The 24,163-nt window shown below is 63.5% G+C and carries 27 protein-coding genes; 10 read left to right on the top strand and 17 right to left on the bottom strand.

Translation table 11 applies throughout. The features are described 5' to 3' along the window. Positions 1-7 precede the first annotated feature (7 nt). From NKH05_RS10795 to NKH05_RS10780, 4 genes are all read left to right on the top strand, one after another. On the top strand, positions 8-679 hold the full coding sequence (locus NKH05_RS10795; protein ID WP_023719837.1) for a CvpA family protein: 672 nt from the start codon (positions 8-10) through the stop codon (positions 677-679). A 114-nt stretch (positions 680-793) separates the two neighbouring features. Then, positions 794-2,275 carry an amidophosphoribosyltransferase gene (purF, locus tag NKH05_RS10790; protein ID WP_502896949.1) on the top strand — a complete coding sequence of 494 codons (1,482 nt, stop codon included), beginning with the start codon at positions 794-796 and terminating at the stop codon, positions 2,273-2,275. A 220-nt stretch (positions 2,276-2,495) separates the two neighbouring features. Further along, entirely contained in the window at positions 2,496-3,236 is a 741-nt protein-coding gene (locus NKH05_RS10785) for an SDR family NAD(P)-dependent oxidoreductase (protein WP_023719839.1), read from the top strand. A 125-nt stretch (positions 3,237-3,361) separates the two neighbouring features. After that, positions 3,362-3,583, top strand: a complete 222-nt coding sequence (locus tag NKH05_RS10780; protein WP_023719840.1) for a hypothetical protein — start codon at positions 3,362-3,364, stop codon at positions 3,581-3,583. Positions 3,584-3,758: 175 nt separating this feature from the next. Here the strand turns inward: NKH05_RS10780 and NKH05_RS10775 are convergent, their stop codons facing one another. Beyond that, a complete protein-coding gene (locus tag NKH05_RS10775) occupies positions 3,759-4,265 on the bottom strand; it encodes an OsmC family protein (RefSeq protein WP_352481824.1) in 507 nt (168 codons plus the stop codon). 343 nt (positions 4,266-4,608) lie between these two features. Between NKH05_RS10775 and NKH05_RS10770 the strand changes: the two genes are divergently transcribed. Continuing rightward, the gene (locus tag NKH05_RS10770; protein ID WP_352910759.1) at positions 4,609-5,499 is read left to right on the top strand and encodes a DMT family transporter; all 891 of its coding nucleotides are present in this window, start codon (positions 4,609-4,611) and stop codon (positions 5,497-5,499) included. Between the two features lie 199 nt (positions 5,500-5,698). Here NKH05_RS10770 and NKH05_RS10765 read toward each other — a convergent pair whose 3' ends face one another. Beyond that, positions 5,699-6,553, bottom strand: a complete 855-nt coding sequence (locus NKH05_RS10765) for a LysR substrate-binding domain-containing protein (protein WP_352494864.1) — start codon at positions 6,551-6,553, stop codon at positions 5,699-5,701. Positions 6,554-6,667: 114 nt separating this feature from the next. Between NKH05_RS10765 and NKH05_RS10760 the strand changes: the two genes are divergently transcribed. Together NKH05_RS10760 and NKH05_RS10755 are read left to right on the top strand one after the other, a co-directional pair. Then, complete coding sequence (locus tag NKH05_RS10760) at positions 6,668-7,075, top strand: tautomerase family protein (RefSeq protein ID WP_023719843.1); 408 nt, start codon at positions 6,668-6,670, stop codon at positions 7,073-7,075. Positions 7,076-7,224: 149 nt separating this feature from the next. After that, on the top strand, positions 7,225-9,447 hold the full coding sequence (locus tag NKH05_RS10755) for an AMP-binding protein (RefSeq protein ID WP_023719844.1): 2,223 nt from the start codon (positions 7,225-7,227) through the stop codon (positions 9,445-9,447). A gap of 24 nt (positions 9,448-9,471) precedes the next feature. Here the strand turns inward: NKH05_RS10755 and NKH05_RS10750 are convergent, their stop codons facing one another. The 3 genes from NKH05_RS10750 to NKH05_RS10740 all read right to left on the bottom strand — a co-directional run bounded on the left by NKH05_RS10750 (position 9,472) and on the right by NKH05_RS10740 (position 11,427). Then, the gene (locus NKH05_RS10750) at positions 9,472-9,735 is read right to left on the bottom strand and encodes a hypothetical protein (RefSeq protein ID WP_023719845.1); all 264 of its coding nucleotides are present in this window, start codon (positions 9,733-9,735) and stop codon (positions 9,472-9,474) included. A gap of 174 nt (positions 9,736-9,909) precedes the next feature. Then, positions 9,910-10,725 (bottom strand): CDP-alcohol phosphatidyltransferase family protein, encoded by an 816-nt coding sequence (locus NKH05_RS10745; RefSeq protein ID WP_023719846.1) that lies wholly within the window; start codon positions 10,723-10,725, stop codon positions 9,910-9,912. A 3-nt stretch (positions 10,726-10,728) separates the two neighbouring features. Continuing rightward, positions 10,729-11,427, bottom strand: coding sequence for a phosphatidylserine decarboxylase (locus NKH05_RS10740; RefSeq protein ID WP_023719847.1), 699 nt, complete (start codon positions 11,425-11,427; stop codon positions 10,729-10,731). Between the two features lie 265 nt (positions 11,428-11,692). On the opposite strand from NKH05_RS10740, the gene NKH05_RS10735 reads away from it, so the two are divergent. Further along, positions 11,693-12,559, top strand: coding sequence for an SMP-30/gluconolactonase/LRE family protein (locus tag NKH05_RS10735; protein ID WP_353025381.1), 867 nt, complete (start codon positions 11,693-11,695; stop codon positions 12,557-12,559). A 5-nt stretch (positions 12,560-12,564) separates the two neighbouring features. Here the strand turns inward: NKH05_RS10735 and NKH05_RS10730 are convergent, their stop codons facing one another. The 4 genes from NKH05_RS10730 to NKH05_RS10715 all read right to left on the bottom strand — a co-directional run bounded on the left by NKH05_RS10730 (position 12,565) and on the right by NKH05_RS10715 (position 16,843). After that, entirely contained in the window at positions 12,565-12,912 is a 348-nt protein-coding gene (locus NKH05_RS10730; RefSeq protein WP_353025380.1) for an antibiotic biosynthesis monooxygenase family protein, read from the bottom strand. A gap of 88 nt (positions 12,913-13,000) precedes the next feature. Further along, positions 13,001-14,887, bottom strand: a complete 1,887-nt coding sequence (locus NKH05_RS10725; RefSeq protein WP_023719850.1) for an ABCB family ABC transporter ATP-binding protein/permease — start codon at positions 14,885-14,887, stop codon at positions 13,001-13,003. Between the two features lie 21 nt (positions 14,888-14,908). After that, positions 14,909-15,283, bottom strand: a complete 375-nt coding sequence (locus NKH05_RS10720) for an ArsR/SmtB family transcription factor (RefSeq protein ID WP_352481836.1) — start codon at positions 15,281-15,283, stop codon at positions 14,909-14,911. A 60-nt stretch (positions 15,284-15,343) separates the two neighbouring features. Beyond that, the gene (locus tag NKH05_RS10715) at positions 15,344-16,843 is read right to left on the bottom strand and encodes a LysM peptidoglycan-binding domain-containing protein (RefSeq protein WP_023719852.1); all 1,500 of its coding nucleotides are present in this window, start codon (positions 16,841-16,843) and stop codon (positions 15,344-15,346) included. 114 nt (positions 16,844-16,957) lie between these two features. Between NKH05_RS10715 and NKH05_RS10710 the strand changes: the two genes are divergently transcribed. Continuing rightward, entirely contained in the window at positions 16,958-17,569 is a 612-nt protein-coding gene (locus NKH05_RS10710; protein WP_353025377.1) for an LOG family protein, read from the top strand. Between the two features lie 70 nt (positions 17,570-17,639). Here NKH05_RS10710 and NKH05_RS10705 read toward each other — a convergent pair whose 3' ends face one another. Both NKH05_RS10705 and NKH05_RS10700 read right to left on the bottom strand, forming a co-directional pair. After that, on the bottom strand, positions 17,640-18,272 hold the full coding sequence (locus NKH05_RS10705) for a LysR family substrate-binding domain-containing protein (protein ID WP_352588864.1): 633 nt from the start codon (positions 18,270-18,272) through the stop codon (positions 17,640-17,642). Further along, positions 18,179-18,556, bottom strand: a complete 378-nt coding sequence (locus tag NKH05_RS10700) for a LysR family transcriptional regulator (protein ID WP_352588655.1) — start codon at positions 18,554-18,556, stop codon at positions 18,179-18,181. The genes NKH05_RS10705 and NKH05_RS10700 overlap by 94 nt, the downstream gene beginning before the upstream one ends. Before the next feature lie 118 nt (positions 18,557-18,674). Between NKH05_RS10700 and NKH05_RS10695 the strand changes: the two genes are divergently transcribed. Continuing rightward, entirely contained in the window at positions 18,675-18,965 is a 291-nt protein-coding gene (locus NKH05_RS10695) for a muconolactone Delta-isomerase family protein (RefSeq protein ID WP_023719855.1), read from the top strand. Positions 18,966-19,019: 54 nt separating this feature from the next. On the opposite strand, the gene rarD is transcribed toward NKH05_RS10695, so the two are convergent. The 6 genes from rarD to NKH05_RS10665 all read right to left on the bottom strand — a co-directional run bounded on the left by rarD (position 19,020) and on the right by NKH05_RS10665 (position 24,160). Continuing rightward, a complete protein-coding gene (gene rarD, locus NKH05_RS10690; protein ID WP_352481840.1) occupies positions 19,020-19,952 on the bottom strand; it encodes an EamA family transporter RarD in 933 nt (310 codons plus the stop codon). A gap of 127 nt (positions 19,953-20,079) precedes the next feature. Then, positions 20,080-20,619 (bottom strand): hypothetical protein, encoded by a 540-nt coding sequence (locus NKH05_RS10685; RefSeq protein WP_352856246.1) that lies wholly within the window; start codon positions 20,617-20,619, stop codon positions 20,080-20,082. A gap of 4 nt (positions 20,620-20,623) precedes the next feature. Next, positions 20,624-22,246 (bottom strand): citramalate synthase, encoded by a 1,623-nt coding sequence (cimA, locus tag NKH05_RS10680; RefSeq protein WP_353025374.1) that lies wholly within the window; start codon positions 22,244-22,246, stop codon positions 20,624-20,626. Further along, positions 22,243-23,199, bottom strand: a complete 957-nt coding sequence (gene pip, locus NKH05_RS10675) for a prolyl aminopeptidase (RefSeq protein ID WP_352856244.1) — start codon at positions 23,197-23,199, stop codon at positions 22,243-22,245. The genes cimA and pip overlap by 4 nt, the downstream gene beginning before the upstream one ends. Beyond that, a complete protein-coding gene (locus NKH05_RS10670) occupies positions 23,196-23,672 on the bottom strand; it encodes a GFA family protein (RefSeq protein ID WP_023719860.1) in 477 nt (158 codons plus the stop codon). The genes pip and NKH05_RS10670 overlap by 4 nt, the downstream gene beginning before the upstream one ends. After that, a complete protein-coding gene (locus NKH05_RS10665; protein WP_353025372.1) occupies positions 23,669-24,160 on the bottom strand; it encodes a GFA family protein in 492 nt (163 codons plus the stop codon). Before NKH05_RS10665 ends, NKH05_RS10670 begins: the two co-directional genes overlap by 4 nt. Positions 24,161-24,163 lie beyond the last annotated feature (3 nt).

The raw sequence follows: 24,163 nt of genomic DNA, 5'->3' as shown, positions 1-24,163 counted from the left end.
GAAAAACATGCCGATTACGCTGCTTGACGGAATTCTCGTCGGCTTCACCCTGGTCTCGGCGATGCTCGCCATGGTTCGCGGCTTTTCGCGCGAGATCCTGTCGATCATCTCCTGGGCAGTTGCCGCTGCGGCGGCCTTCTTCTTCTACAAGCCGGTGCTGCCTTACATTCAGCCCTATATCGACAACGAAAAGGCAGCCATGGCGGCGGCCGCCGGTATCGTCTTCATTGTCGCGCTGATCGTCGTTTCGGTCATCACCATGAAGCTCGCCGACTGGATCATCGATTCCAGGATCGGCGCGCTCGATCGCACACTTGGCTTCCTCTATGGCGCGGCGCGCGGCATCCTGGTGGTCGCGGTCGCACTGCTGTTTTTCAATTGGCTGGCCGGCGCCAAAGCTCCAGGCTGGATTGCCAACGCCAAGTCAAAGCCGCTGCTCGAATCGATCGGTGCCAAGCTGGAAAGCCTGCTGCCCGAGGATCCGGAAAACGCCATCCTCAACAAGCTCAATCCGAATCAGCCGGCCACCGAGACGCCTCTGGCCCCCGACGCGCCTGCAGCGGAAGCACCTGCCGCCGGCGACGACGCCACTGCTCCGGCACCCGATGACAGCGACGCTCCGCCGGCCGACAATGCGCCCGCGACGCCGGCACCTGCAAACCCGGCGCCGGCAAACTGATTTCGGCAGACTTGCTCGCCTCGAGACTGTCGATCATGTGAACGTCGCACGACGTGCGTTGCTTTCGATGCGCTATGACCTTATATGGCGACTTTAGCGGAGCTTGAGCCCCCAATGGCAGTCTCAGTGGCAGACGCAGACGACGTGCTTTCCGCCGAAGCCGACGACCATTTCCACGACGAATGCGGCGTGTTCGGTATTTTCGGCCGGCAGGACGCCGCAGCCATCGTAACACTCGGCCTGCATGCGTTGCAGCATCGCGGCCAGGAAGCGGCCGGCATCGTTTCCTACGACGGCACTCAATTCCATGTCGAACGCCATGTCGGCCTGATCGGCGACACCTTCACCAAGCAGCGTGTCATCGACAGCCTGCAAGGCAACCGTGCCATCGGCCACACACGCTATGCCACCACCGGTGGCGCTGGCTTGCGCAACATCCAGCCTTTCTTCGCCGAACTTGCCGATGGCGGCTTTGCCGTCGCCCATAACGGCAATCTCACCAACGCCATGACCGTTCAGCGCGCCCTGCAGAAGCAGGGCGCCATCTTCTCTTCCACCTCCGACACCGAGACGCTCTTGCATCTGGTCGCCACCAGCAAGGAGCGCGACCTCAATTCGCGCTTCATCGATGCGGTGCGCCAGGTCGAAGGCGCCTTCTCGTTAGTGGCAATGACGTCCAAGAAGATGATCGGTTGCCGCGACCCGCTCGGTATCCGGCCGCTGGTGCTAGGCGATCTCGACGGCGCCTGGATTCTCGCCTCGGAGACCTGTGCGCTCGATATTATCGGGGCGCGTTTCGTGCGCGACCTGAAGCCCGGCGAAATGGTCGTCGTCACCAGCAAGGGCATCGAAAGCCTGTTCCCGTTCGAGCCGCAGAAGACCCGCTTCTGCATTTTCGAATATGTCTACTTCGCCCGGCCGGATTCTTCGGTCGAAGGCCGCAATGTCTACGAGGTACGCAAGCGCATCGGCGCCGAGCTGGCACTGGAGAGCCCGGTCGAGGCCGACATTGTCGTGCCGGTGCCGGATTCGGGCACACCGGCGGCGATCGGCTTTTCGCAGGCCGCGGGCATTCCGTTCGAGCTCGGCATCATCCGCAATCACTATGTCGGCCGCACCTTCATCCAGCCCGGCGATTCGATCCGCCACATGGGCGTCAAGCTCAAGCACAACGCCAATCGCCGCATGATCGAAGGCAAGCGTGTGGTGCTGGTCGACGATTCGATCGTACGCGGCACCACCAGCCAGAAGATCGTGCAGATGGTGCGCGATGCCGGCGCCAAGGAGGTGCATATGCGCATCGCCTCGCCGCCGACGCGCGCCTCGTGCTTTTACGGCGTCGACACACCGGAAAAGTCGAAGTTGCTGGCCTCGCGCATGTCGGTGGAGGAGATGGCCGAGTTCATCCGCGTCGATTCGCTCGGCTTCCTCTCGATCGACGGGCTCTACCGGGCCGTCGGCGAAGCCGGCCGCGACAACGAGCAGCCGCAATTCTGCGACGCCTGCTTCACCGGCCAGTATCCGACCCGGCTTGCCGATTTCGAAGGCTCCGACAATGTCCGCACGCTTTCGCTCTTGGCGGCGGGCGGGTCGTAAGGTTGCCGGATCGCCATTTGTCTTCGCCAGGTTACCCCCCTCTGCCCTGCCGGGCATCTCCCCCTCAAGGGGGGAGATCGGCTGAACTGTCGACTTTCGCCAATCGCGACGGTCGCAGAACAGGCGCTGAGCCTGATGAGGGCCAATCTCCCCCCTTGAGGGGGAGATGCCCGGCAAGGCAGAGGGGGGTGCTTCACGCCGACCTCATGGAAGTTCAAGCATGACCCTCGATCTCTCCGGCCGCGTTGCGGTCGTCACCGGCGCCTCGCGCGGTATCGGCTATTTCATCGCCAGGGAGCTTGCCGCAGCCGGTGCGCATGTGATTGCGGTTGCCCGCACCGTCGGCGGGCTGGAAGAGCTCGACGACCAGATCAAAGCAGGCGGCGGACAAGCGACGCTCGTCCCGCTCGATCTTGCCGACATGGCGGGGATCGACCGGCTGGGCGGCGCCATCCACGAGCGCTGGGGCAAGCTCGACATACTGGTCGCCAACGCCGCTGTGCTCGGCGTCATCGCCCCGATCGGCCATGTCGAGGCAAAGACCTTCGAGAAGGTGATGACCATCAACGTCACCGCAACATGGCGGCTGATCCGCTCGGTCGACCCGCTGCTGAGGCTTTCCGATGCCGGCCGCGCTATCGTGCTGAGCTCCAGCCTGGCCCACTCCGCACGCGCCTTCTGGGCGCCTTATGCGGCGTCGAAGGCGGCGGTCGAGGCCATGACGCGTTCGTGGGCCCATGAGACCGAAAACCTGCCGCTCAGGGTCAACGCCGCCGATCCCGGGGCAACGCGCACCGCGATGCGGGCGCAGGCCGTACCCGGCGAGTATCCGGAAACGCTGCCGCACCCTTCGGAGATCGCCAAGCGTATCGTGCCGTTGGCCAGCCCTGCGCTCAAGGAGACGGGGCTGATCTTCCAGGCCAAGCACAACCGCTTTGTCGCCTACCGGCAGCCGGAGTAAGCGGCCTTGCATCACGCGGCTGTGATGCCGTGGCTTAACGCCGCGCTTCGGCCCAGCTTTCGCCGCTTGGCCGGAGTTGCTAGGATCGCACCGACTCCCAAAACAAGCAGAGCGAGGAAACACCCATGGCGGCACCGAGCGTAGCGTTGGTCTGGTATCTGGTGATCGCCGGCCCGCAAGGCGGCATGGTCGTGCTGCCCAGCACCTTCGACACCCGCGAACAGTGCACCTCCGCCGTCACCGAATACCAGAAGCAGCCGACGCCGGCCGGCTGGTCGGTGCAGTGCGTGCCGAGTGCCTCGCCGTTCGCGGACGAGGGCGACGCCGAGGAGCCGTCGGCGCAGTAGGAGCGTCATCTCCTCCCTTGAGGGGAGATGCCAAGTTTTGGCAAAGAGGGCAGGCCAGAGGGGGTCGACAGGCGTGGAGCGCCAGCCTCCATCTGCCGCAGCAGGCCGAGCCCCGTCGGACCAACCCCCTCTACCCTGCCGTGCATCTCCCCCTCAAGGGGAGAGATTGGCAGCATCAGCGTCGTGCGCTTACCGTCAGCTCCGGCTTCTGACTGATGGTCTGCAACACGACGCAGTAGCGCTCGGTCAACTTGATCAGCGCATCGATGCGCTCCTGCGGCTCGTCGGTGTCGAGGCCGAATGTCAGCCGGATGGCGCGGAAGCCAACCGGCGCATCCCTCGCCACGCCAAGCGTGCCGCGAAAGTCGAGATCGCCTTCGGCTTCCACCGTGGCGGCCCCAAGCTTGAATTCCAGCGCCGTGGCCACCGCCTTCAGCGTGACGCCGGCGCAAGCCACCAGCGCCTCCAGCAGCATGTCGCCGGAGCAGAGTTCGAACCCGGTGCCGCCGGTCGCCGGATGCAGCCCGGCAATGGCGATCGCCCTGCCTGTCTCGACCTTGCAGGCGATCGATTGGTCGTCGATCGAGCCTTTGGCGCGGAGAGTAATCAGCGCGCGCGAGGCGTCGTCGCGATAGGCCTCCTTCAGCGGCACCTGCATGGCCTTCAATGCGATCGCGTCCATTTCATTTCCCTCCCATAGTTGCCTGGCTTCGCTGCTTAACGGCGGTGTCGGCTGCCCCAAACGCAAGTCCCCGCTGGCGTAGCGCTTGGCAGGGCTTCGCCCCGTATAGCCTGACGATACGGGGAGCATCCAACGCCTTCACACCCTCTCTCGCAACACATTCGTAAGGCCGCCGGACATATGGCCGATATCGCCATCCTGGAAATCCGCGAAAGGGCTTCGCCGGCAGCCTGTTCACCGGGGCTGCCGGTCTGCTGTTTCGATGCATGACGCCTCGATCAAGCTGACACTATGGTGTCAGGACGGGGCAGCGTAAGCTGGTGAGATGACGGAATCGCTGGATATGCCAGGCACAGTGGAAAGCGCCCGCGAACGCACCCTCGGCATCATCCTGGTTTCGGCATCGGCGGCCGTCTTCGGCCTCACCGGCGTGCTGACCAAATCGATCCATTCCGACCCGCTGACGATTACCTGCTGGCGCGGCTTCGTCGGCTCGATCCTGATCAGCCTCTATGTGCTATGGCGTCGCCAGCGCTCCGGCGGTCGCGGCAGCCTGCGGCTCGGCTGGCGCGGCTGGCTGCTGGCGATTGAGGGCGCGCTCGCCAGCATCGCCTTCATCTCGGCGTTCAAGTTCACCTTTGTCGCCAATGTCGCCATCATCTACGCCACCGCCCCTTTCGTCACCGCGCTGCTGGCCCTCCTGTTGGTCCGCGAACCGTTCCGGCTGCAGACGCTTGCTGCCGCTGCCGTGTCACTATGCGGGGTGGCGATCATGGTCTGGTCGGGCTTCGGCACCGGCCATCTGTTCGGGGACGGGCTGGCGCTGCTGATGACGATCGGCAGCGCCCTCTACATGATCATGGTGCGCACCTTCCGCGATACGCCGGTGGTGTGGGCGGGTGCGGTGTCGGCATTCCTTTTGTTCGTGCTCGGCTGGTTCGTCACCGATCCGCTGGCCGTCTCGGCCAGGGACGCATTGCTTCTAGCCACCTTCGGCTCCTCGTTCGCGCTTGCCTCGATCCTGTGGACGGAGGGCGCCCGGCTCATTCCGGCGGCCGAGTCCGGACTGCTGGGTTCGGCCGAAGTGCCATTCGCGATCCTGTTCGCCTTCCTGTTCCTGGCGGAAATCCCGCCGGCAGCCAGCATGGTCGGCGGCGCAATCGTGCTTTGCGCCGTGTTCGCTCACGCCGGCCGTGACTGGCTGATGGCCAGGCAGCGCGCAGCGGATGCATGACCAAAATCCTCGCCACGCCCGAGGGCGAGTTGGAGGTCCGATCACGCGAAATCCGTGCCTGAAAATAAATTTGAAAAGTCATGGAACCATCATCGGGCTCAGGCATTATGGCTGCGACGGGCCACCCCCAAGTCCCCCCAAACCCCTCGGCCCGTCCTACTCAGAAGCCGACCGCAAGGTCGGCTTTTTCTTTGCTGACTCAACTGGCCAAGCCCAGGTTGCCGCTGAACAACGCGGCCAGATCCTGCGCCGGCCGGTCGGCATCCTCACGCAAGCGGATGGCGAATTCGGCGACCGGCACCGGCGGCAGATCAAGATCGCGCGGCGCCTCGACGATGCCGGAATGAGCGAAGCGCGCCGTCCTCAACGTCAAAGCGATGCCAGCGTGTACCGCCGTACGCAGGCCGGCAAGGCTGGCACTGCCGGCAGCAATGCGATAGCGGCGGCCGGCCGCATCCAGTGCACTGGTCGCTGCATCGCGAAACCCGCAATGGGGATCGAGCAGCGCCAAGGGCAATTCCTCTTGGCGGGTGGCCAAGCCGTTTTGTGAGCAAAGCCAGATCATTGGCTCTTTGAGCACGCCGACTTCGTCCCGCGTCGGCGCCTGTCGCATGGCAATGGCCAGATCAAGGGTGCCGGCTTGCAAAGCCTGCGCCAGTTCGGCGGAGCGGCCGACACGCAATTCGATCCTGACGCGCGGATGGCTGACGGCGAAGGCCCTGAGAAGCTGCGGCAAGCCGCTGTCGGCGAAATCCTGCGTCGTGCCGATGGCGACGCGCCCATCGGCATGCGCCCCTTTGAGGGCCAGCCACGCCTCGCGGTGCGCAGCAAGAATGCGCCGCGCGTGGCCGACCAGATCCTCGCCCGCCGGCGTCAGGCCACGCCCTCGCCCCTGCGGCACCAGCAGCGGTTCGCCGACTACATCCTCCAGCCGCTGCATCTGCGCGGTCACCGCCGACGGCGAGCGGCCGACGATCGACGCAGCCTGCGCCAGCGAGCCGCTATCGACGAAAGCGAGGAAAGTTTTGAGGAGGTCGGGATCGAGCGCCTGCATAATTCGATAATATCTAAGTGTTTATCAAAAACAATTCGATTTTTCTGACTCAAGAACGATGGCATGATTTTCTCGACGGCGAAGAGACGCCGCTTGAAACCGAGGAGAAGAAACATGCCGATCATCAATGTCAGCGTTACCGGCAAGCCCGATGCCGCTTTGTCCGCCGCTATTGCCAAGGAGGTGACCGAACTGACGGCCACGCATCTGCGCAAGGACGCGACGATCACAGCTGTCGCGATTTCCTATCTCGACCCCGAGCACTGGTTCGCCGGCGGCAAGTCGCTGGCCGAGCACGGCGCCAACACGGCTTGGCTCGACATCAAGGTCGTCGACGGCACCAACACCAAGCTCGAACTGGAGGCCTATCTCCAGGCAATCTTTGCAGCATTCGGCCGGCTGCTAGGCAAGGTCCATGAGGAAAGCTATGCCCTCGTGCACGAAGTGCCGGCGGCCGCGTATGGCTTTGGCGGCAAGACGCAGGAATTCCGCTTCATCAGCGGGAGGATGAAGGCGGCGTAGCTGCGATTTGTGGAGAAGGCAGCCGAGCCCACTGATAGCAGGAGAGACGGAAAAATGAAGCCGCATTGACGTTGATCCAACTTCGGCTAGGTTCTCACCCGAAGCGGCCACTGAAGAGCCGCGACGTGAGATTGTTGGGAGATGCGGCGATGATCCTGACACTGGCGCTGCTTGCGGGTCTTGTCACGGCCTGGCTGCTGATCGGCGTGGTGGAGAAGTTCCGCCTCGGCCTGCGCTTGAGCCAGGCGCTGCTCTACGTGCCGTTCAAGCTCGCCTACCGGATCAACGACGAGCGCATCAAGATTGCCCGCAAGTCGGCGGCTCCGGTCATCTACGTCGTCTGGCATCAGTCGCGCCTCGAGCCGGCATTGATGCTGTCGCTGCTGCCGGAGGACACGCTGCACATTCTCGACCCGGCTTCGGCCAGATCGCCCTGGCTGGAACCATGGCGCGAGCTTGGCCGCACCATCGCCTTCAACGCCGAGCACGTCTTCGTCAGCCGCAGACTGGTGCGGGTGCTGAAGGGCAAGGGCCGGCTCGCGGTTTACCTTCCGAATGCGGTCGAGCCCGACGTCAAGTCGTTTCGATTGTTCCGCGCCATCACCCGTATCGCCATGCAGGCCGACGCTCGCATCGTGCCGATCTTCGTTGCCGGCGCGCGCAGCCTGCCGGCGTCGCTGACGCCGGCAGACAAGGCGCCGCGCCACTGGTTCCCGCAGCTGTCGATCAGCGCGCTGGAGCCGATGACCATCGCCGAGTTGGTGGCGCGGAACCCCAATCAGGCCTCCAATACCAATGCGCTGTTCGATCGCTTCGCCGAGGCCAGGCTTTTTGGCAGTGATCTCGACCGAGGGCTGTTCCTTGCCATGCGTGATGCCGCCGACCGTGTCGGCGCTTCGCACCCAATTATCGAAGACATCATCGGCGGTGCGCTGAGCTACCGGAAAATGTTTATCGGTGCCAGGGTTTTGGGCCGCCGCTTCGAGGCAATGACAGCGCCGAGCGAAGCGGTTGGGCTGCTCCTGCCCAACGCCAATGGCCTCGTGCTGGCGTTCGTCGGTGTTTTGTCGGCTGGGCGAGTGGCAGCAATGATCAACTATACCGCCGGCCCAGCGAGCGTCACCGCCGCCATCCGCACGGCGGTGATCCGCACCGTGGTCTCCTCACGCGCCTTTGTCGAAAAGGCCAACCTCGCCGACATAGTCGAGGCGGTGGAAAAGGGCGGAGCCAAACTGCTCTGGCTGGAGGATGTTCGCGCAAGCGTGACCGCGCTGGACAAGCTCGCTGCCGCCTTGCTGTGGCGATGGCCGTTGCAGCGCCAGAATGCAGCCAAGCCGGCGGTGATCCTGTTCACCTCCGGCTCGGAAGGCACACCCAAGGCAGTTGTGCTGTCGCACCGGAACCTTCTTGCCAATGCCATGCAGGCCGAAGCCCGCATCACCATCTCGCCGGTCGACATCCTGCTCAACGTGCTGCCGGTGTTCCACTCGTTCGGCCTGACCGGTGGCACCATCCTGCCGCTGGTCACCGGCGTAAAACTGTTCCTCTACCCCTCACCGCTCCACTACAAGCTTATTCCGGAGGTGGCGCGCAAGGTCCGGCCAACGGTGATGTTCGGCACCGACACGTTCCTCGCCAACTATGCCCGCACCGCCAAGGACGGCGATTTTTCCAGCCTGCGCTTTGTCGTCGCCGGTGCCGAGGCGGTGAAGCCGGAGACGCGCCGGGTTTATCGCGAACGCTTCCAGGCCGAGATCATCGAAGGTTTTGGCTTGACCGAGGCCGCACCGGTGGTCGCCGTCAACACCGCCATCCACGGTCGCGACGGCACGGTCGGGCGGCTGCTGCCGGCCATGCGCATGAAACTCGAACCGGTCGAAGGCATTAGCGACGCCGGCCGGCTGTGGCTCGACGGGCCGAACCTGATGATGGGCTACATGACCGCCGATCGGCCGGGCGAGCTACTGCCGCTCGAAGGCTGGCACGACACCGGCGATATCGTCTCGGTCGATCGCGAAGGCTTCATCACCATTCGCGGCCGCGCCAAGCGCTTCGCCAAGATCGCCGGCGAGATGGTATCGCTTGGTGCGGTCGAGATGCTGGTGCAGTCGCTGTGGCCGGAAGAGCATCACGCCGTGGTGGCGGTGCCGGACAGACGGCGCGGCGAGCGCCTCGTCCTGGTCACCACCGCCGACAGTGCCAATCCCGACGAATTGCGCGAATTCGGCAAGAAGGCCGGGGCGGCCGAACTGATGGTACCGAACGACATCGTCAAGGTCGAGGAAATCCCGGTGCTGGGCTCGGGCAAGACCGACTATGTCTCGACAAGAAAGCTGGCGCTCGAGAGGCTGGGACTGAGCGCTGCCGCCTGAGGTTTTCCAGACCTTTCCAAAACTCTAGAGGACCACTACCGATAACAGCAGAATGACGCCGACGGCCATCATCAGCAGGCCCGGCCAATTCTGTGACAAGCCGAGAAAACGGAGCCCGCGCCGCCGCGGCTCCAGAGTCGGACCTGGTGTTGCGAGATTGGGCCTCGGGCTATCCGGCGCGGTGGAGACAGCGGCCGGCTCACTGAGCCGCCCGCGCATGATGGCTGCAACCGCCATATATACGAGGCCGGCGACAGTCAGTAATGCGCCAATGAGGATGACAGCCATTTCTCGTATTCCGATGATTCTGGGCCCGATGCGGCAGCTTGCGCGACGTTGACGATCACGAGCAGTCGCTCAAACGGACCTACCGACACAAACGGTCAGGCGCCCAGCAAGTTCCGAAAACGTGGTTTTGAAGGGCGTTCCACAGCGCCGCGTGCGAAATTGGCACCAAATCTGTCAGCCGATGTCCGAGGACGGTACCTTCTCGCCTTCGCGCTTGGCGCGTCTGGAATAGGCGCGCACGCTGAATGGCAAAAACAGCAAATAGCCGGCAACCGAAGCCGTCAGCGTATACCAGGGATAGGTCATCAAAAGCAGGACGTAGAGGACGACTGCGAGGATGATCGGCAGCACTCTGTCGCCCGGTATCCTGACGCTCTTGCCGGAATAGACGGGCAGTCGGCTGACCAGCAGGAATGCCACCAATATTGTAAAGCCGGTGGCAATGAAGGCCGCCAGGCGGCTGGGTTCAAGGCCAAGCCTGAGGAAGAACAGATAGAGCGGCAGCATCACCAGCACCGCACCCGCCGGCGCCGGCACGCCAACGAAATATTCGGTTTGCCACTGCGGACGGTCGAGCTCTTCGTCGAGCACGTTGAAGCGGGCAAGCCTCATCCCACAGGCGATGGTAAACAGCAGCGCCGCGATCCAACCCGGCGAACCTGCCCTGTCGAGCAGAAAGGCATAAAGCACTAGCGCCGGTGCCACGCCGAAATTGACGATATCGGCCAGCGAATCCATCTGGGCGCCGAATTTGGAGGTCGCCTTCAGCATTCGCGCCAGGCGGCCGTCGATACCATCGAGGAAGGCGGCGAGCAGTACCATCACCACCGCCGGCTCGAAGCGGCCTTCGAAGCCGAAGCGGATGCCGGACAGGCCGGCGCAGATGGCAAGCACGGTGACCAGATTGGGCAGCACCATGCGCATCGGGATTTCACGGATGCGCGGGCCGCCGCCGCCATGCGCCTCGAATTTCTTGAACGGCGGGGCCACCGGTCAGGATATCCGCACGAGCGGCGTTGCGGCAACGCCGCCGAATTCCGCCAGCACCGTCTCACCGCCTACCGCCGTCTGGCCGACGGCAACGCGCGGCGTCGCCGTCGAGGGCAGGAATACGTCCACGCGCGAGCCAAAGCGGATCAGCCCGAAGCGCTCGCCGGTGCCGATGGCGCCGCCGGTCTCGGCCCAGCAGACGATCCGCCGCGCCACCAGGCCGGCGATCTGCACCGCAGCCACCGTGCCGTTGGGGCTCTCTATGACCAGCCCGTTGCGTTCGTTCTCGGTGCTTGCCTTGTCGAGTTCGGCGTTGAGGAATTTTCCTGGCCGATGCTCGATCCTGGAGATGCGGCCACGCACCGGGGCGCGGTTCACGTGGCAGGAAAAGACATTCATGAATACCGAGATGCGGGTCATTTCGCCGCCGCCGAGGCCAAGCTCGCGCGGCGGCACGGCCGGGCCGACGGCCGAGACGATGCCGTCCGCCGGGCTGACAACCAGCCGGTCGTCGATCGGCGTGACACGCTCGGGATCGCGGAAGAAATAAGCGCACCACGCGGTCAGAATGAGACCGATCCAGAACAGGGTCGAGGAGAAATAGCCAAGAAAAAGCGTCGCCGCGCCGAACGCAGCGATAAAGGGATAACCCTCGCGATGGATCGGAACGAACGCATTTTTGATCGTGTCAACGAGGCTCATGGGATGAGGGCAACCTTGGTTCCAAGTCCGGCCTCAATAGCGGAAACACCCCTTCGCCGCAACGCGACAATCAGGCGGTCGGGTGTTGGCGGTCGTGCCGCCTCAGGGGCGTCCTTGGCAGCATCCGGACTGCCGAAGTGGTCAACCGGAAATATGTTGATTGCGATTGTCGGCACGAAGCCCCCACGCCCGTCCTTGGCAAGACAGCGCCTCTCATCGGCCTTTCGGCCGTGACGATTTGCGCAAACCCGGAGGTTCTCGGCCCATGCAGAAATCAGCAGCCAGGCAAGCGCAAGTGGTGATGAACGGTCTGGCCTTTGGCGAGTCGCCTCGCTGGCACGATGGCCGGCTGTGGTTCTGCAACTGGGGCACAGGCCAGATCATCGCCGTTGACGCCCTAGGCAACAGCGAGATCGCGCTCATCGTGCCGGCCACCCTGCCCTACTCCATCGACTGGCTGCCGGACGGGCGGCTGCTTGTCGTGTCCGGCCGCGAAGGGCTGATCCTCAGGCAGGAGGCTGACGGGACATTGGTCACCCATGCCGATCTGAGACATCTGTCGAAGAGCCCATGGAACGAGATCGTCGTCGACGGGCGCGGCAACATCTACGTCAATGGTGGTGGGCCGGCTCCGGCTTCCGGCCAGCATTTCGGCCCCGGCACCGTCGTGCTGGTTGCACCTGACGGCTCGGCTCGGCAGGTGGCTGAGAATCTCGCCTTCGCCAATGGCATGGCAGTGACGCCCGACAACAAGACGCTTGTCGTTGCCGAATCCCACGCCAACCGGCTGACCGCCTTCGAAATCGCTGCCGATGGCCACCTTTCCAATCGGAGAGTCTGGGCCAATCTTGGCAACGGTTTTCCCGACGGCATCTGCCTCGATGCCGAAGGTGCCGCCTGGTACGCCGACGTTCCGAACAGGCATTGCGTGCGGGTGCGCGAGGGCGGCACAATGCTCGAAAGCGTCGACGTCGATCGCGGCTGTTTTGCCTGCATGCTCGGCGGCAGCGAGGGAAAAACGCTGTTCATCGTGGCCGCCGAATGGCGCGGCTTCGAACATATGATCAGCGATGCCCGTACCGGCCAGGTGCTCAGCATCGAGGCTACCGCGCCGGGAGCAGGCTGGCCATAGAGAGCTTACACCGCGGGAATCCGCTGGTAATTGGCGATATCGGCCCTGACGCCAAGTCGCGCAATGGTCTCCTGAGGATTGAAGCCGATGCGCTCATGCGCGGCCTTGATGATCGGCACGACCTTATCGACAGCGGCCTGCCCTTCCCATTCGACAATGGTCACGAGGTTGAACTCCCCCGGCCCCGAGAATTGCTCGAGCAGGAAATCCTGGATGAACCCTTGCTGCTGGCGCAGCAATTCATGCGTCATCCGGACCTTGGCAAGAATCTCCTCGCGAGCGTTGGCCGGAACGACAAACTTGTCCACCCGGAATAAGCTGCCGCCACTAACTGCCTGATTTATCCCATTCATATCGATTGTCTCCGTTTTTGAACGACGCATCTTGCTACGATCCAAAACGGCCTACGATCTCAACTTAAGTTGAGGTCAAGCACGAATTTCAGCTCACCTCCGAGGTGCGGCGGCGGACGACGACGCCGAACTCGTCGCTTTCGCGGGCAATGCGCAGCCGCTCCTCGGCCTCGCTTGCCTCGCGCTGCCGGTCCCACATCGATGCATATAGGCCGCGCTTGGCCATCAAGGCGGCATGGGTGCCGCGCTCGGCGATCTGGCCGTCCTGCAGGACGATGATCTCGTCGGCCGAAATCACTGTAGACAGTCGATGGGCGATGACGAGGGTGGTGCGGCCCTGGCTGACCAGGTCCAGTGCCGCCTGGATCTCCTGCTCGGTGTGGCTGTCCAGCGCCGAGGTCGCCTCGTCGAGCATCAGGATCGGCGGTGCCTTCAAGATGGTGCGGGCAATCGCCACCCGCTGCTTCTCGCCGCCGGACAGTTTCAGCCCGCGCTCGCCCACCATTGAGCGATAGCCGTCGGGCAGCCGCTCGATGAACGGTCCGATCTGGGCCAGTTCTGCCGCCTTGCGCACATCCTCCTCGCTGGCGCCGATGCGGCCGTAGCGGATGTTGTAGGCGATGGTGTCGTTAAACAGCACCGTGTCCTGCGGCACCATGCCGATGGCGGCGCGCAAGCTCTCCTGCTTGACGTCGCGAATGTCCTGGCCGTCGATCAGAATCGTGCCACGCTGAATGTCGTAGAAACGAAACAAAAGCCGCGAAATGGTCGACTTTCCGGCTCCGGAGGGGCCGACGATGGCCACCGTCTTGCCGGCCGGCACCTCGAAGCTGATGCCCTTCAGTATCTTGCGGTTGGGGTCGTAGGAAAAATGCACGTCACGAAACTCGACCTTACCGGCATCGACGACCAGTGGCTTGGCGCCCGCCCGATCGACGATCTCGCGCTTGACGTCGAGCAGATCGAACATGTTTTCGATGTCGGTCAGGCCCTGGCGAATTTCGCGGTAGATCATGCCGATGAAATTCAGCGGCACCGAAAGCTGCATGAGCATGGCGTTGACGAAGACGAAATCGCCGACGCTCTGCGTGCCTGCCTTCACCTCGAGCGCCGACAGCACCATGACGACGGTCATGCCGATGCCGAAGATCACGCCTTGGCCGAAGTTCAGCCAGCCAAGCGAGGTCCAGGTCCTGGTCGCCGCCACCTCATAGCGCGCCGTGGAACGGTCGAAGCGCTCGGCCTCCATGGCTTCGTTGTTGAAATATTTGACTGTTTCGTAGTTAAGCAGCGAATCGATCGCCTTCGTGCTGGCTTCATTATCGCTGTCGTTCATCTCTCGGCGGATCGAAATACGCCAATCGCTCGCCCTGACGGTGAACCAGACATAGAGCCAGACCGTGACCGCGATCACCAGCACGTAAAGCCAGCCATAGGTGACGGCGAAGATGCCGGCGGTGAGCGCGAATTCGACAATCGTCGGCGCCGTCGCCAGCATGGTGAAGCGGACGATCGTCTCGATGCCCTTGGTGCCGCGCTCGATGACACGCGACAGGCCGCCGGTGCGCCGTTCGAGGTGGAAGCGCAGTGACAATTCATGCATGTGTACGAAGGTGCGGAAGGCGAGCCGGCGCACGGCATGCTGGCCGACCCGTGCAAACAGGGCGTCGCGCAACTGGTTGAAGCCGAGCTGCACCAGCCGCACGGCATTGTAGGCGACGACCAGCATGACCGGCGCTAGCAGGAAGGCCGGCAGCGGCGGCGGAGATTTGGCGTCGCCGGCCAGTGCGTCGGTCGCCCATTTGAAGAAATAGGGTCCGGCCACCAGGGTCAGCTTGGCGGCAACCAGCAGCACGGTTGCCCACACCACCCGCGCCCTCAGGTCGGCGCGGTCGGCCGGCCACATATAGGGCCAGAGATTGCGCAACGTTCTGAAGGTCGAGCCGGAATCGGCGGAAACGGTTTTCTCGGCCATTCTTGTTTACCTTTTTATATCTTAGCGGCCGGAGCAGCAGGAATCGACCAGCGCGGCCAGCGACGCGGAAACATCGGCGAGCGCAGCACGGTCGAGCTCATAGCGCGAGCGCTGGCGGTCAGGCTCGAAGCGGATAAGCCCGGCTTCGACCAGAATCTTCAAATGCTGGGAAACGGTGGACTGCGCCAGGTCGAGATGCTCGACGACCTCGCGACAGCAGCAGGAACGGCTTGCGGAAAGGTGTTTGAGAATTTCGATCCGCGCCGGATGCGAAAGGGCCGCGAGCCGGACAGCGACGGAGCGGCTATCCGGCGTACAGTTGGCCGGCGTGCAGTTGGCCGGCGCGTGTTCATCTGCCGCGCGGCGTCGGTCCGTTACGAGAGAGGATTTGGTCATCGTCCATCGGCGATAAACGATGACTGGCCCTGCCGCAAGCTATCCTGATGGGCAGAACGGCTACTCAGTCTTGACTGGCGCCGTCGTCATCTGGTCGCCCATTGCCTTGAGATCGGCGGGCTCGCCTTCTTTCGATTTCTCCGGCACCTTGAACACCTGCCCCGGCCAGATGCGGTTCGGATTGCTGATCTGGTCCTGGTTGGCGAGATAGATGGTCGAGTAGCGCATGCCCTGGCCATAGACCCGCCGCGAAATCCGCCACAGCGTGTCGTGGCGGCGGATGATGACTGCGCCATTGGCATGTTCGAGCTTGGGGCCCACGGTCTCGGGAGCTTCGCCCGGAGGCGTCGCGACGGCCATTTCGGCCGGGGCCTCGGTGGCAGGAATGGGGGCAGTTGCGGGCGTTTCGGCGGCTGTCGCCGGTGCGGCTTCGGTGGCCGGAGCGTTCGGCTCGGCTGGTTTTACCTCGGCAGGCTTTGGCTCGGCGGGTGCGACGGCGGCAACCGCCTCGCCCGGCTCGCGTTCGAACGGCACGGCGGCACGAGCCACCACCGTCACCCCGTCGGCGTCGAGCGCGTCGACATGGATGGTGTAGGTGCCGACCGGGACGTCGCGTGTCGCTTCGACCAGGAAGTGGCGGTCGGGCGAGGTCTTCGCGTCGCCGAGCAGGATATCATTGGCATAGGCGCGCACCTTGCGGCCGGGATCGGCGACCCCGGCAACGAAAATCTTGTTGCCGTCGATTTCGACGGCTTCGACGACGACCTTGGGCTCCGCCGTGGAAGTAGCAGGCGCTGCCGGTGTGGCGGGCGCTGCCGGAGCCGGTGCGGCTTCAACAGCGGCCGGCGCGGCAGAAGCAGGCGCTGCTGGAACATCAGCCGCCGGGGCGGCCGGCGCTGCGGCAGCCGGCAATTCGGTGCCGGTGGCGGGTGGCTGAACGGCCGCCTGTTCGCCGGTTGGCGGCGAGGCGTCAGATTTTGCCTCAGGGGCAGGAACAGTGAGCAGTTCGGACGGCTTTCCCGGCTCCTCGACCATTGCCAGCACTTGACCGGTGGAATTCTGGGGAATCGAAACGACGGCGGTCTGCGCCGAGGCGGTCACGACATTGTCGGCCGTAGAGCGAAGCGTGATCGTATAGTCGCCGGGCTTCAGCGGATCGTCGAGAATAATGGCAAAGGCGCCGTCGGGACCGGCGACCGTCGAGCCGAGCACAGTCGAACCGTTGAGAATCTCGACCTTGGCGTTGGGCGCTGCATTGCCGGCGACGACGATCGAGCCGTTGCTTTCGACGCGCACGATGTCGAAGGTCGGCACGATCGCACCTGCAGCGGCCGGCGCGGCGGGCGTCGCCGCATCGGTGGACGCGGCGGGCGCAGACGGCAGCCGCCCCTCGGTTGCCGGAGCGACCGGTTTCGAAACCGGCGGCGTCAGCGCCGCGACTTCCGCAGGCGGGGTAGAATTGAGATACGGGTCGAGTGCGCCCGATACATAGGCGGTTCCCGCCGCAGCGACGGAGCCGCCAGCCGCGAACAAAAACGCCTTCAACGGATTAATTGCCATGTTTCCCTGCCCCTTAGCCACCTAATTTCGGTCTAGCCTGTTTTGCCAAAGCCGACAAGAAAAAGCCCGCTCCGGGGCTTGACCATGCCAATAGTCCCTATCACCAATCATAACATGAACACGATTCGATCTGTCTGCGTCTATTGCGGCTCGTCCCCGGGCCGAGATGAAACCTATATCAAGGCCGGACACCTGCTTGGCCGCTCGATCGCCAAGTCCGGCCTGCGTCTGATTTATGGCGGCGGCACTAAAGGTATCATGGGTGCCGTCGCTGAAGGGGCATTAAAGGCCGGCGGCAAGGTAACGGGCATAATTCCACGTTTTCTGATCAACCGGGAGGCGACCGAAATCGCGCTTGACCGGCTCGACGAGCTCGTCATCACCGACAACATGCACGAGCGCAAACACAGGATGTTCGAGAAATCCGACGCCTTTGTGGCGTTGCCCGGCGGCATCGGCACCGTCGAGGAGATCGTCGAGATCATGACTTGGGCGCAGCTCGGACATCATCGTAAGCCGATCGTCTTCGGCAACGTCGGAGGGTTCTGGGATCCGATGCTGGCGCTGCTCGACCACATGGCAACGGAAGGCTTCATCCACACCGCGCAGCGGGTCAAGCCGCTGGTGGTCGAGGACCCGGAAGCGATCGTAGCCGCCATCATGGTGGCGGGATCCTCCGTCGATGCACCGACGGAGGGCGTGCAGTCGGTGATTGATAAAATGTAGAGTGAGTAGGGAGTAGGGAGTAGGGAGTAGGGATAGACACGCGCGCCGGTTCGGAAGGTGTTGTACTTTACTATTCACTATTCACTATTAACTCCTTCATTAACTCCTTCCCTACTGCCTTCCTTAAGTCCGCGATGACCGCCCGCTTGTCCTGACGTCGCCAGGCGAGATGGATCGAGACGGTGCGTTCGAACCACGGCAGATCGCGAAACACGATCTGAGGCGGCGCGGCACTCCGCAGGCTGGCCTGCACCGTCGCCAGCCCAAGCCCGGCGCTGACCAAGCCCAACGACGTCAACGGATCGGTCGTCTCATAGGCTATGTCGGGCAGGAAACCGGCCTTCGCACAGGCGGCGAGAAATTGGCTGCGGTTGGTGTCGTCAGGCTGGCGCACCACCGTGATCCAGGTGCGTCCGTCCAGTTGCTGCGGCAGTATCTCCGCGATTTCGGCCAATGGATCGCTTTCCGGCATCGCCAGAACCAGAGGCTCGCGCATGATGAGCAAGGCGGCGATGTCGGGATCGTCGGCAGAAGGAGGCGTGTAGACGAGGCCCAGATCGAGCGATCGTTCGCGCAGCGCTTCGATCTGCGCGGCGGAACGCTGGCCCTTCAGTTGAAGATGAAATTCGGGCCGGTCGCGGCGAAACTGGCGCAGCATCCGAGCGACAAGCCCGGCATGGACCGCACCTTCGACATAGCCGATGGCGAGACGGCCGACCGTACCGCTGGCGAGATTGCGGCCGAGCTCCTCCAGCCGTCTTGCATGGGCCAGCAGCGCACGCGCCTCGGTAAGAAAGGCGCGGCCTTCGGATTGAGATGAACACGCTGCCTCGCCCTCTCGAATAATGTGATGCCCAGTTGCTGCTCCAGCTGCATGATCTGGCGGCTGAGCGGCGACTGCGAGATGTGGAGCAATTCGGCGGCACGCCCGACATTGCCGGTTTCGGCCACCGTGATGAAATAGCGGAGCTGGCGCAGGTCGAACATTGTTGCTCCGATGCTCAAGTCCCGTGAGGTCTCAACTTTAGCCTAATCAGTCTTGGACTGTCTGGCCAGCCGAAGCGAATATTTTCGCCATTCCAACGGCCAACATCAGGAGATTCCGATGCAGTTCTTTGCCCTTCTTGTGCGCAACACCGAAAAGTTCACCGACGCCGATTTCGCGCCTCTGCTGCCCGGCGAGGCCGAGCAGCGCCGCACGCTCTATGCCGAAGGCGCCGTGCGTCAGGTGTGGAATCGAGGCGACATTCCCGGCAGCGGCATGATGTTCGAGGCCGGCAGCGATGCCGACGTGCGCAGCCATCTCGCAACCTTGCCGCTGGTCAAGGCCGGCATGATGGACATTGCCGCCGTCGTGCCGCTGCAGCCCTATCCAGGCTTCGGGCCGAAGCGCTGAGCGACCGTGAAAGAGGCGGCTGCCGGCATTAGGCCCGCCAGCCGCCTTTCTTCGTTACGCGGATCGAGCGGATGCGGCGACGGTCTTGCGCGCCGAAGAAAACATCGACCAGGAGTACATCGCCAGCGCCGCCCAGATCAGGCCGAAGGCGATGGCCTGAACGCTGCCGAAGGGTTCGCCGAAAATCAGCACCGCGATCAAAAAGACGATTGTCGGCGCGATATATTGCATGATGCCGATGGTGGAGAGGCGCAGCAGCCTGGCGCCGAACGCAAACAACAGCAGCGGCACGGCGGTGACCGGTCCGCAGCCGACCAGCAAGGCGGTGTCGTTCAAGGAGCTGGAGACGAAATGATCCTGTCCTGTGGCGATCAGGAAGACGATGTAGCCGAGCGCCGGCACCGACAGTAGCAGCACTTCGAGCAGGAAGCCCTGGCTTGGACCAATTGGCAGCGTCTTGCGGAAGAAGCCATAGGCGGCAAAGGAAAAGGCCAGCACCAGCGACACCCAGGGCAGCTTGCCAGCGTCGATGGTTAGCACCGCGACGGCGATTGCCGCGAGCACCACCGCCGCGATCTGCAGGCGGTCGAGCCGTTCGCCGAGCAGCAGCGCGCCGACAACGACGCTGACCAGCGGGTTGATGTAATAGCCAAGCGCGGTCTCGATCGTGCGGTCGACCGCGATCGCCCAGACATAGATGCCCCAGTTGACCGAGATCAGCGCCGCCGTCAGCAGCGCCATCGAAATGATGCGCGGCGAACGAACGGCCGCTTTGAAATCGGCAGTGCGGCCCGCCCAGACCAGGACGGCGGCCGCGATCGGCACCGACCAGACGATGCGGTGGGCGATGACTTCGGCCAGCGGCAGATGCGCGACAGCCTTCATGTAGAAGGGCAGCAGCCCCCAAAGCAGGTAGGCGCCGAGCGCCAGCAAGAAGCCGCGACGAGCTTTGGTATCGGCCTCGATTTGAAGTACTTGGGTAGCCATGGCCCAAGGCTATGCGCCAGCGGCCCCGGCAAGACCATCGCAAAGTTCTGATGGATCAATGGAGTCTCGCTGATGGTTCAAGAACCCGGAGTTTTCACCAGTTCATTGAAATGCGCGAAGCCCGCAGTCATTTGGTCTCGCCGGGCGCAGGCACCAATTCCATGAATTCCGCTCCAACGGTGTCGTGACGAAAGCCCGTCACGCATTCTGCCACCTCGATCGGAATATCGGCGATAAAGTCTATGGCGGCAGCACCTGCGTCCTCGCGATCCTGATCTGCGAAGCGCTCGCGGCGGATCTCCTCGAAACAGGATGGAAGGTTTCCTGTCGCTTCCAGGTTGCGCGCACCGTCTGCGCTGGCGTGTCGTATGCTCCAGACTTCGTGCCCGTCGCGCCACTGTTCGGCCCATTGCAGCATGACCGTATCGATATTGTGAACGACGACAATGTCCCTGCCCGTCGAAAGGTTAGCCAGGCGCTTCTCGTCCACCAGGTCCATGTTCACGTCGTTAAAAATGACGACAGACCAATTTTGACCAACCGTCACGCCATTGTAGTCAAAATCAAAAACCTCGTCCGATTGTCCGCTCTGAGCCAGACCGAAAGCCAGCGCTGCCTTCGCGAGTGGCAGACCATTGAATGCGACCCAGCTTATCGTGAAGCCCATTTCCTCACTCCGCCGCGATCAGCCCGGCCATGTCGCGGTTCTTCATCAGCTTGTAGACGATCGAATCCATCAGCGCCTGGAACGAAGCATCGATGATGTTTTCGGAGACGCCGACCGTCCACCAGCGCGCACCGGTGCCGTCATGCGATTCGATCAGCACGCGGGTAATCGCCTCGGTGCCACCATTGAGGATACGCACCTTGAAGTCGGCCAGCTCGAGATCGGCGATCTCGCTCTGGAATTTGCCGAGATCCTTGCGCAGCGCAATGTCGAGCGCGTTGACCGGGCCATGGCCTTCGGCGACCGACATCTTCTCCTCGCCCTCGACCAGCACTTTCACAATCGCCTCCGAGACCGTCTTCAGCTGGCCGTTGGCGTCGACGCGGCGCTCGACCATGCAGCGGAATGAAGTGACGCGGAAGAATTCCGGCACGCCATGCAGCATCTTGCGCGCCAGAAGCTCGAAGCTGGCGTCGGCGCCTTCGTAAGCGTAGCCCTCCGCCTCACGCTCCTTGACCACGGCGATCAGCGCGTCGAGGCGATGGTCGTCCCGGGGCATGTCGATGCCGCGCCGTTTCAGCTCGGCCATGAAATTCGCCTTGCCGCCTTGGTCCGAAACCATGACGCGGCGGCGGTTGCCGACAGTCTCTGGCGGCACATGCTCGTAGGTCGCCGGCTCCTTGGCCAGCGCCGAGGCATGGATGCCGGCCTTGGTAGCGAATGCGGAGGCGCCGACATAGGGGGCCTGCGCTTCCGGCGCACGGTTCAGCAACTCGTCGAAGGCGCGGGACAAGCGCGATATACCGGTCAACGCCTCCGCTGAAATGCCTGTTGCAAAGCGGCCGGCAAAGGCAGGCTTCAACGACAATGTCGGCACGATCGAGATCAGATTGGCGTTGCCGCAGCGCTCGCCTATGCCATTCAGCGTGCCCTGGATATGGCGCACGCCGGCCTCCACGGCGGCAAGCGAATTCGCCACCGCCTGGCCGGTGTCGTCATGGGCGTGGATGCCGAGATGGTCGCCCGGTATGCCGGCCGCGATCACCTTTTCGACGATGGCGCGCACCTCGGAGGGCTGCGTGCCGCCATTGGTGTCGCATAGAACCACCCAGCGCGCGCCGGCATCGTAGGCCGTCCTGGCGCAGACCAGCGCATAATCGGGGTTGGCCTTGAAGCCATCGAAGAAATGCTCGCAGTCGACCATCGCCTCCTTGCCGGCACTGAGCGCCGCCTCGACCGAGGCCTTGATCGCCTCGAGGTTCTCCTCATTGGTGCAGCCGAGCGCGACGCGGACATGGTAGTCCCAGCTCTTGGCGACGAAGCAGATGGCATCCGACTTCGACTGGACCAGCGCGGTGAGGCCGGGGTCGTTCGAGGCCGACACTCCTGCCCGCTTGGTCATGCCGAAGGCGACGAACTTGGCATCGGCCGTGCGACGCTCGGCGAAAAAGGCGGTGTCGGTTGGATTGGCGCCAGGGTAACCGCCCTCGACGTAGTCGATGCCGAACTCGTCGAGCAGCTTGGCGATGGCGATCTTGTCCTCGACGGAAAAGTCGATACCCGGCGTCTGCTGACCATCGCGCAGCGTCGTGTCGAACAGATAAAGGCGCTCGCGAGCCATCGTCATTTCCCGGCAAACACGTCCGTTGCGCGGATCAGCCTGTCGAGGATGCCCGGCTCCGAATAGGCGTGGCCGGCACCTTCGATCAGATGGAAATCCGCTTTCGGCCACGCCTTGTGCAGCGCCCAGGCATAGCGCGCCGGGCACGGCATGTCGTAGCGGCCGTGAACGATGCTACCCGGTATATCCTTAAGCTTCCATGCATCACGCAGCAGCTGTCCCTCTTCCAGCCAGCCGGCATGGACGAAATAGTGGTTCTCGATGCGGGCGAAGGCCAGGGCATAATCATCCTGGCCGAAGGGACCGCTGGTTTCCGGTTCCGGCAGCAAAGTGATCGTCTCGCCCTCCCACAGGCTCCAGGCGCGAGCGGCCTCGACCTGCGCCACAGGATCGCTACCGACCAGCCGTTGGCGGTAGGCGGCCATCATGTCGCCGCGCTCAGCCTCCGGAATGGGCGCCAAAAACCGCTCCCATTTGTCGGGGAACATCTCCGAGACGCCGAACTGGTAGTACCATTCGAGTTCGGCGCGGGTCAGCGTGTAGATGCCGCGCACGACCAGTTCGCTGACCCGCTCGGGGTGTGTCTCGGCATAGGCCAGCGCCAGCGTCGAACCCCACGAGCCGCCGAACACCAGCCATTTGTCGAAGCCGCACATGTCGCGCAGCCGCTCTATGTCGGCGACCAGATGCCAGGTGGTGTTGGCTTCGAGCGAGGCATTGGGCGTCGATTTTCCACAGCCACGCTGGTCGAACAGGATGACATCGTACAGCGTCGGATCGAACAGCCGCCGGTGCTTTGGCGAAATGGTGCCGCCCGGTCCGCCATGCAGGAATACCGCCGGCTTGGCACCGCGGGTGCCGGAGCGCTCCCAATAGACCTGATGGCCATCGCCAACGTCTAGCATGCCGGACTCGAAAGCCTCGATCTCGGGATAGAGGGTGCGGAATTCGCTGCTCATAGTTTCAGGCCCTGGTGCGGCCAGTTGGCCGTCTCGTGATCGGGATGCTGGAAGGAGATGATTGACTCCTGTCGCGCGTAGAAATCCGGATCGTCGTGGATTGGCGCGTCGAAGATCGTCTCCACCCAAGGCAGCCTGGCGGCGTAGTTGACCTGGATCTGCGGCGCCAGATCGGAACGGTCGTCGAAGGCGCCGATGGCGATCTCGAGCGCGCCGGGCTGGCGGTAGGTCAGCGGCGTGCCGCAGCGGGCGCAGAAGCCGCGATCGATGTTGACCGACGACTGAAAGTAACTCGGCTCCTCGCGCAGCCATTCGACGCCGTCGCTCGGCACTGTCACAAGCGCGCCGAAAAACGAGCCGAACTGTTTCTGGCACATGCGGCAATGACAGATCGAGGGGCGGCCGAGCGCGCCGTGGATGCGGAAGCGCACGGCGCCGCACTGGCAGCCGCCGGTACGAACGGTTTCGGTCATGATCTTTCCTCCGGCGGCCATTGTTCGGTGTCATGGTCGGGATGTTGGTAGGAGACGAGGTCGGCGAGATAGGAGGCAGACGAGACGTCGGCCATCGTTTCCTCACCGGGCAATTCGTGGACATGATCCACATAGGGGAGCTTGGCTTCGACACCCCATTGGGTCGTCGGCGCGATCTCCTCGGGGTGGTCGAATGCGGCGATGGCGAGCGCCACGCCGTCGGTCGCTTCGAAGGTCAGCGGCGTGCCGCATTCGGCGCAGAAACCGCGCAACGCCGCATTGGACGAGCGGAAGCGTTTGGGCTCGCTGCGCGTCCAGTCGAGTCCTGCGCCGCGCACCGAGACCAGCGGCAGGTAAAAATTGCCGCTCGCCTTCTGGCACATGCGGCAATGGCAGACGGAGGCATCGCCGAGCGCGCCTTCGACGCGGAAGCGCACTGCGCCGCACTGGCAGCCGCCCGTATACACCGGTCTGTTGTCAAGGCTCATCGC

Source organism: Mesorhizobium sp. M1399 (genome assembly GCF_040317735.1).
GTDB lineage: Bacteria > Pseudomonadota > Alphaproteobacteria > Rhizobiales > Rhizobiaceae > Mesorhizobium.
The sequence above is the reverse complement of the archived record's forward strand: the minus strand, read 5'-3'. Positions and strand labels throughout refer to the sequence as shown.

Bases quoted from the DNA above. Each gene is read 5' to 3' on its own strand.
- NKH05_RS10730 (WP_353025380.1), bottom strand. From the start codon at position 12,912: ATGAATGGGATAAATCAGGCAGTTAGTGGCGGCAGCTTATTCCGGGTG.
- NKH05_RS10700 (WP_352588655.1), bottom strand. From the start codon at position 18,556: ATGTTCGACCTGCGCCAGCTCCGCTATTTCATCACGGTGGCCGAAACC.
- NKH05_RS10765 (WP_352494864.1), bottom strand. From the start codon at position 6,553: ATGCAGGCGCTCGATCCCGACCTCCTCAAAACTTTCCTCGCTTTCGTC.
- NKH05_RS10715 (WP_023719852.1), bottom strand. From the start codon at position 16,843: ATGGCAATTAATCCGTTGAAGGCGTTTTTGTTCGCGGCTGGCGGCTCC.
- NKH05_RS10720 (WP_352481836.1), bottom strand. From the start codon at position 15,283: ATGACCAAATCCTCTCTCGTAACGGACCGACGCCGCGCGGCAGATGAA.
- rarD (WP_352481840.1), bottom strand. From the start codon at position 19,952: ATGGCTACCCAAGTACTTCAAATCGAGGCCGATACCAAAGCTCGTCGC.
- NKH05_RS10755 (WP_023719844.1), top strand. From the start codon at position 7,225: ATGATCCTGACACTGGCGCTGCTTGCGGGTCTTGTCACGGCCTGGCTG.
- NKH05_RS10695 (WP_023719855.1), top strand. From the start codon at position 18,675: ATGCAGTTCTTTGCCCTTCTTGTGCGCAACACCGAAAAGTTCACCGAC.
- NKH05_RS10780 (WP_023719840.1), top strand. From the start codon at position 3,362: ATGGCGGCACCGAGCGTAGCGTTGGTCTGGTATCTGGTGATCGCCGGC.
- NKH05_RS10735 (WP_353025381.1), top strand. From the start codon at position 11,693: ATGCAGAAATCAGCAGCCAGGCAAGCGCAAGTGGTGATGAACGGTCTG.
- NKH05_RS10775 (WP_352481824.1), bottom strand. From the start codon at position 4,265: ATGGACGCGATCGCATTGAAGGCCATGCAGGTGCCGCTGAAGGAGGCC.
- NKH05_RS10750 (WP_023719845.1), bottom strand. From the start codon at position 9,735: ATGGCTGTCATCCTCATTGGCGCATTACTGACTGTCGCCGGCCTCGTA.
- cimA (WP_353025374.1), bottom strand. From the start codon at position 22,246: ATGACGATGGCTCGCGAGCGCCTTTATCTGTTCGACACGACGCTGCGC.
- NKH05_RS10760 (WP_023719843.1), top strand. From the start codon at position 6,668: ATGCCGATCATCAATGTCAGCGTTACCGGCAAGCCCGATGCCGCTTTG.
- NKH05_RS10795 (WP_023719837.1), top strand. From the start codon at position 8: ATGCCGATTACGCTGCTTGACGGAATTCTCGTCGGCTTCACCCTGGTC.
- NKH05_RS10770 (WP_352910759.1), top strand. From the start codon at position 4,609: ATGCCAGGCACAGTGGAAAGCGCCCGCGAACGCACCCTCGGCATCATC.
- pip (WP_352856244.1), bottom strand. From the start codon at position 23,199: ATGAGCAGCGAATTCCGCACCCTCTATCCCGAGATCGAGGCTTTCGAG.
- NKH05_RS10785 (WP_023719839.1), top strand. From the start codon at position 2,496: ATGACCCTCGATCTCTCCGGCCGCGTTGCGGTCGTCACCGGCGCCTCG.
- purF (WP_502896949.1), top strand. From the start codon at position 794: ATGGCAGTCTCAGTGGCAGACGCAGACGACGTGCTTTCCGCCGAAGCC.
- NKH05_RS10665 (WP_353025372.1), bottom strand. From the start codon at position 24,160: ATGAGCCTTGACAACAGACCGGTGTATACGGGCGGCTGCCAGTGCGGC.
- NKH05_RS10685 (WP_352856246.1), bottom strand. From the start codon at position 20,619: ATGGGCTTCACGATAAGCTGGGTCGCATTCAATGGTCTGCCACTCGCG.
- NKH05_RS10670 (WP_023719860.1), bottom strand. From the start codon at position 23,672: ATGACCGAAACCGTTCGTACCGGCGGCTGCCAGTGCGGCGCCGTGCGC.
- NKH05_RS10710 (WP_353025377.1), top strand. From the start codon at position 16,958: ATGAACACGATTCGATCTGTCTGCGTCTATTGCGGCTCGTCCCCGGGC.
- NKH05_RS10725 (WP_023719850.1), bottom strand. From the start codon at position 14,887: ATGGCCGAGAAAACCGTTTCCGCCGATTCCGGCTCGACCTTCAGAACG.
- NKH05_RS10740 (WP_023719847.1), bottom strand. From the start codon at position 11,427: ATGAGCCTCGTTGACACGATCAAAAATGCGTTCGTTCCGATCCATCGC.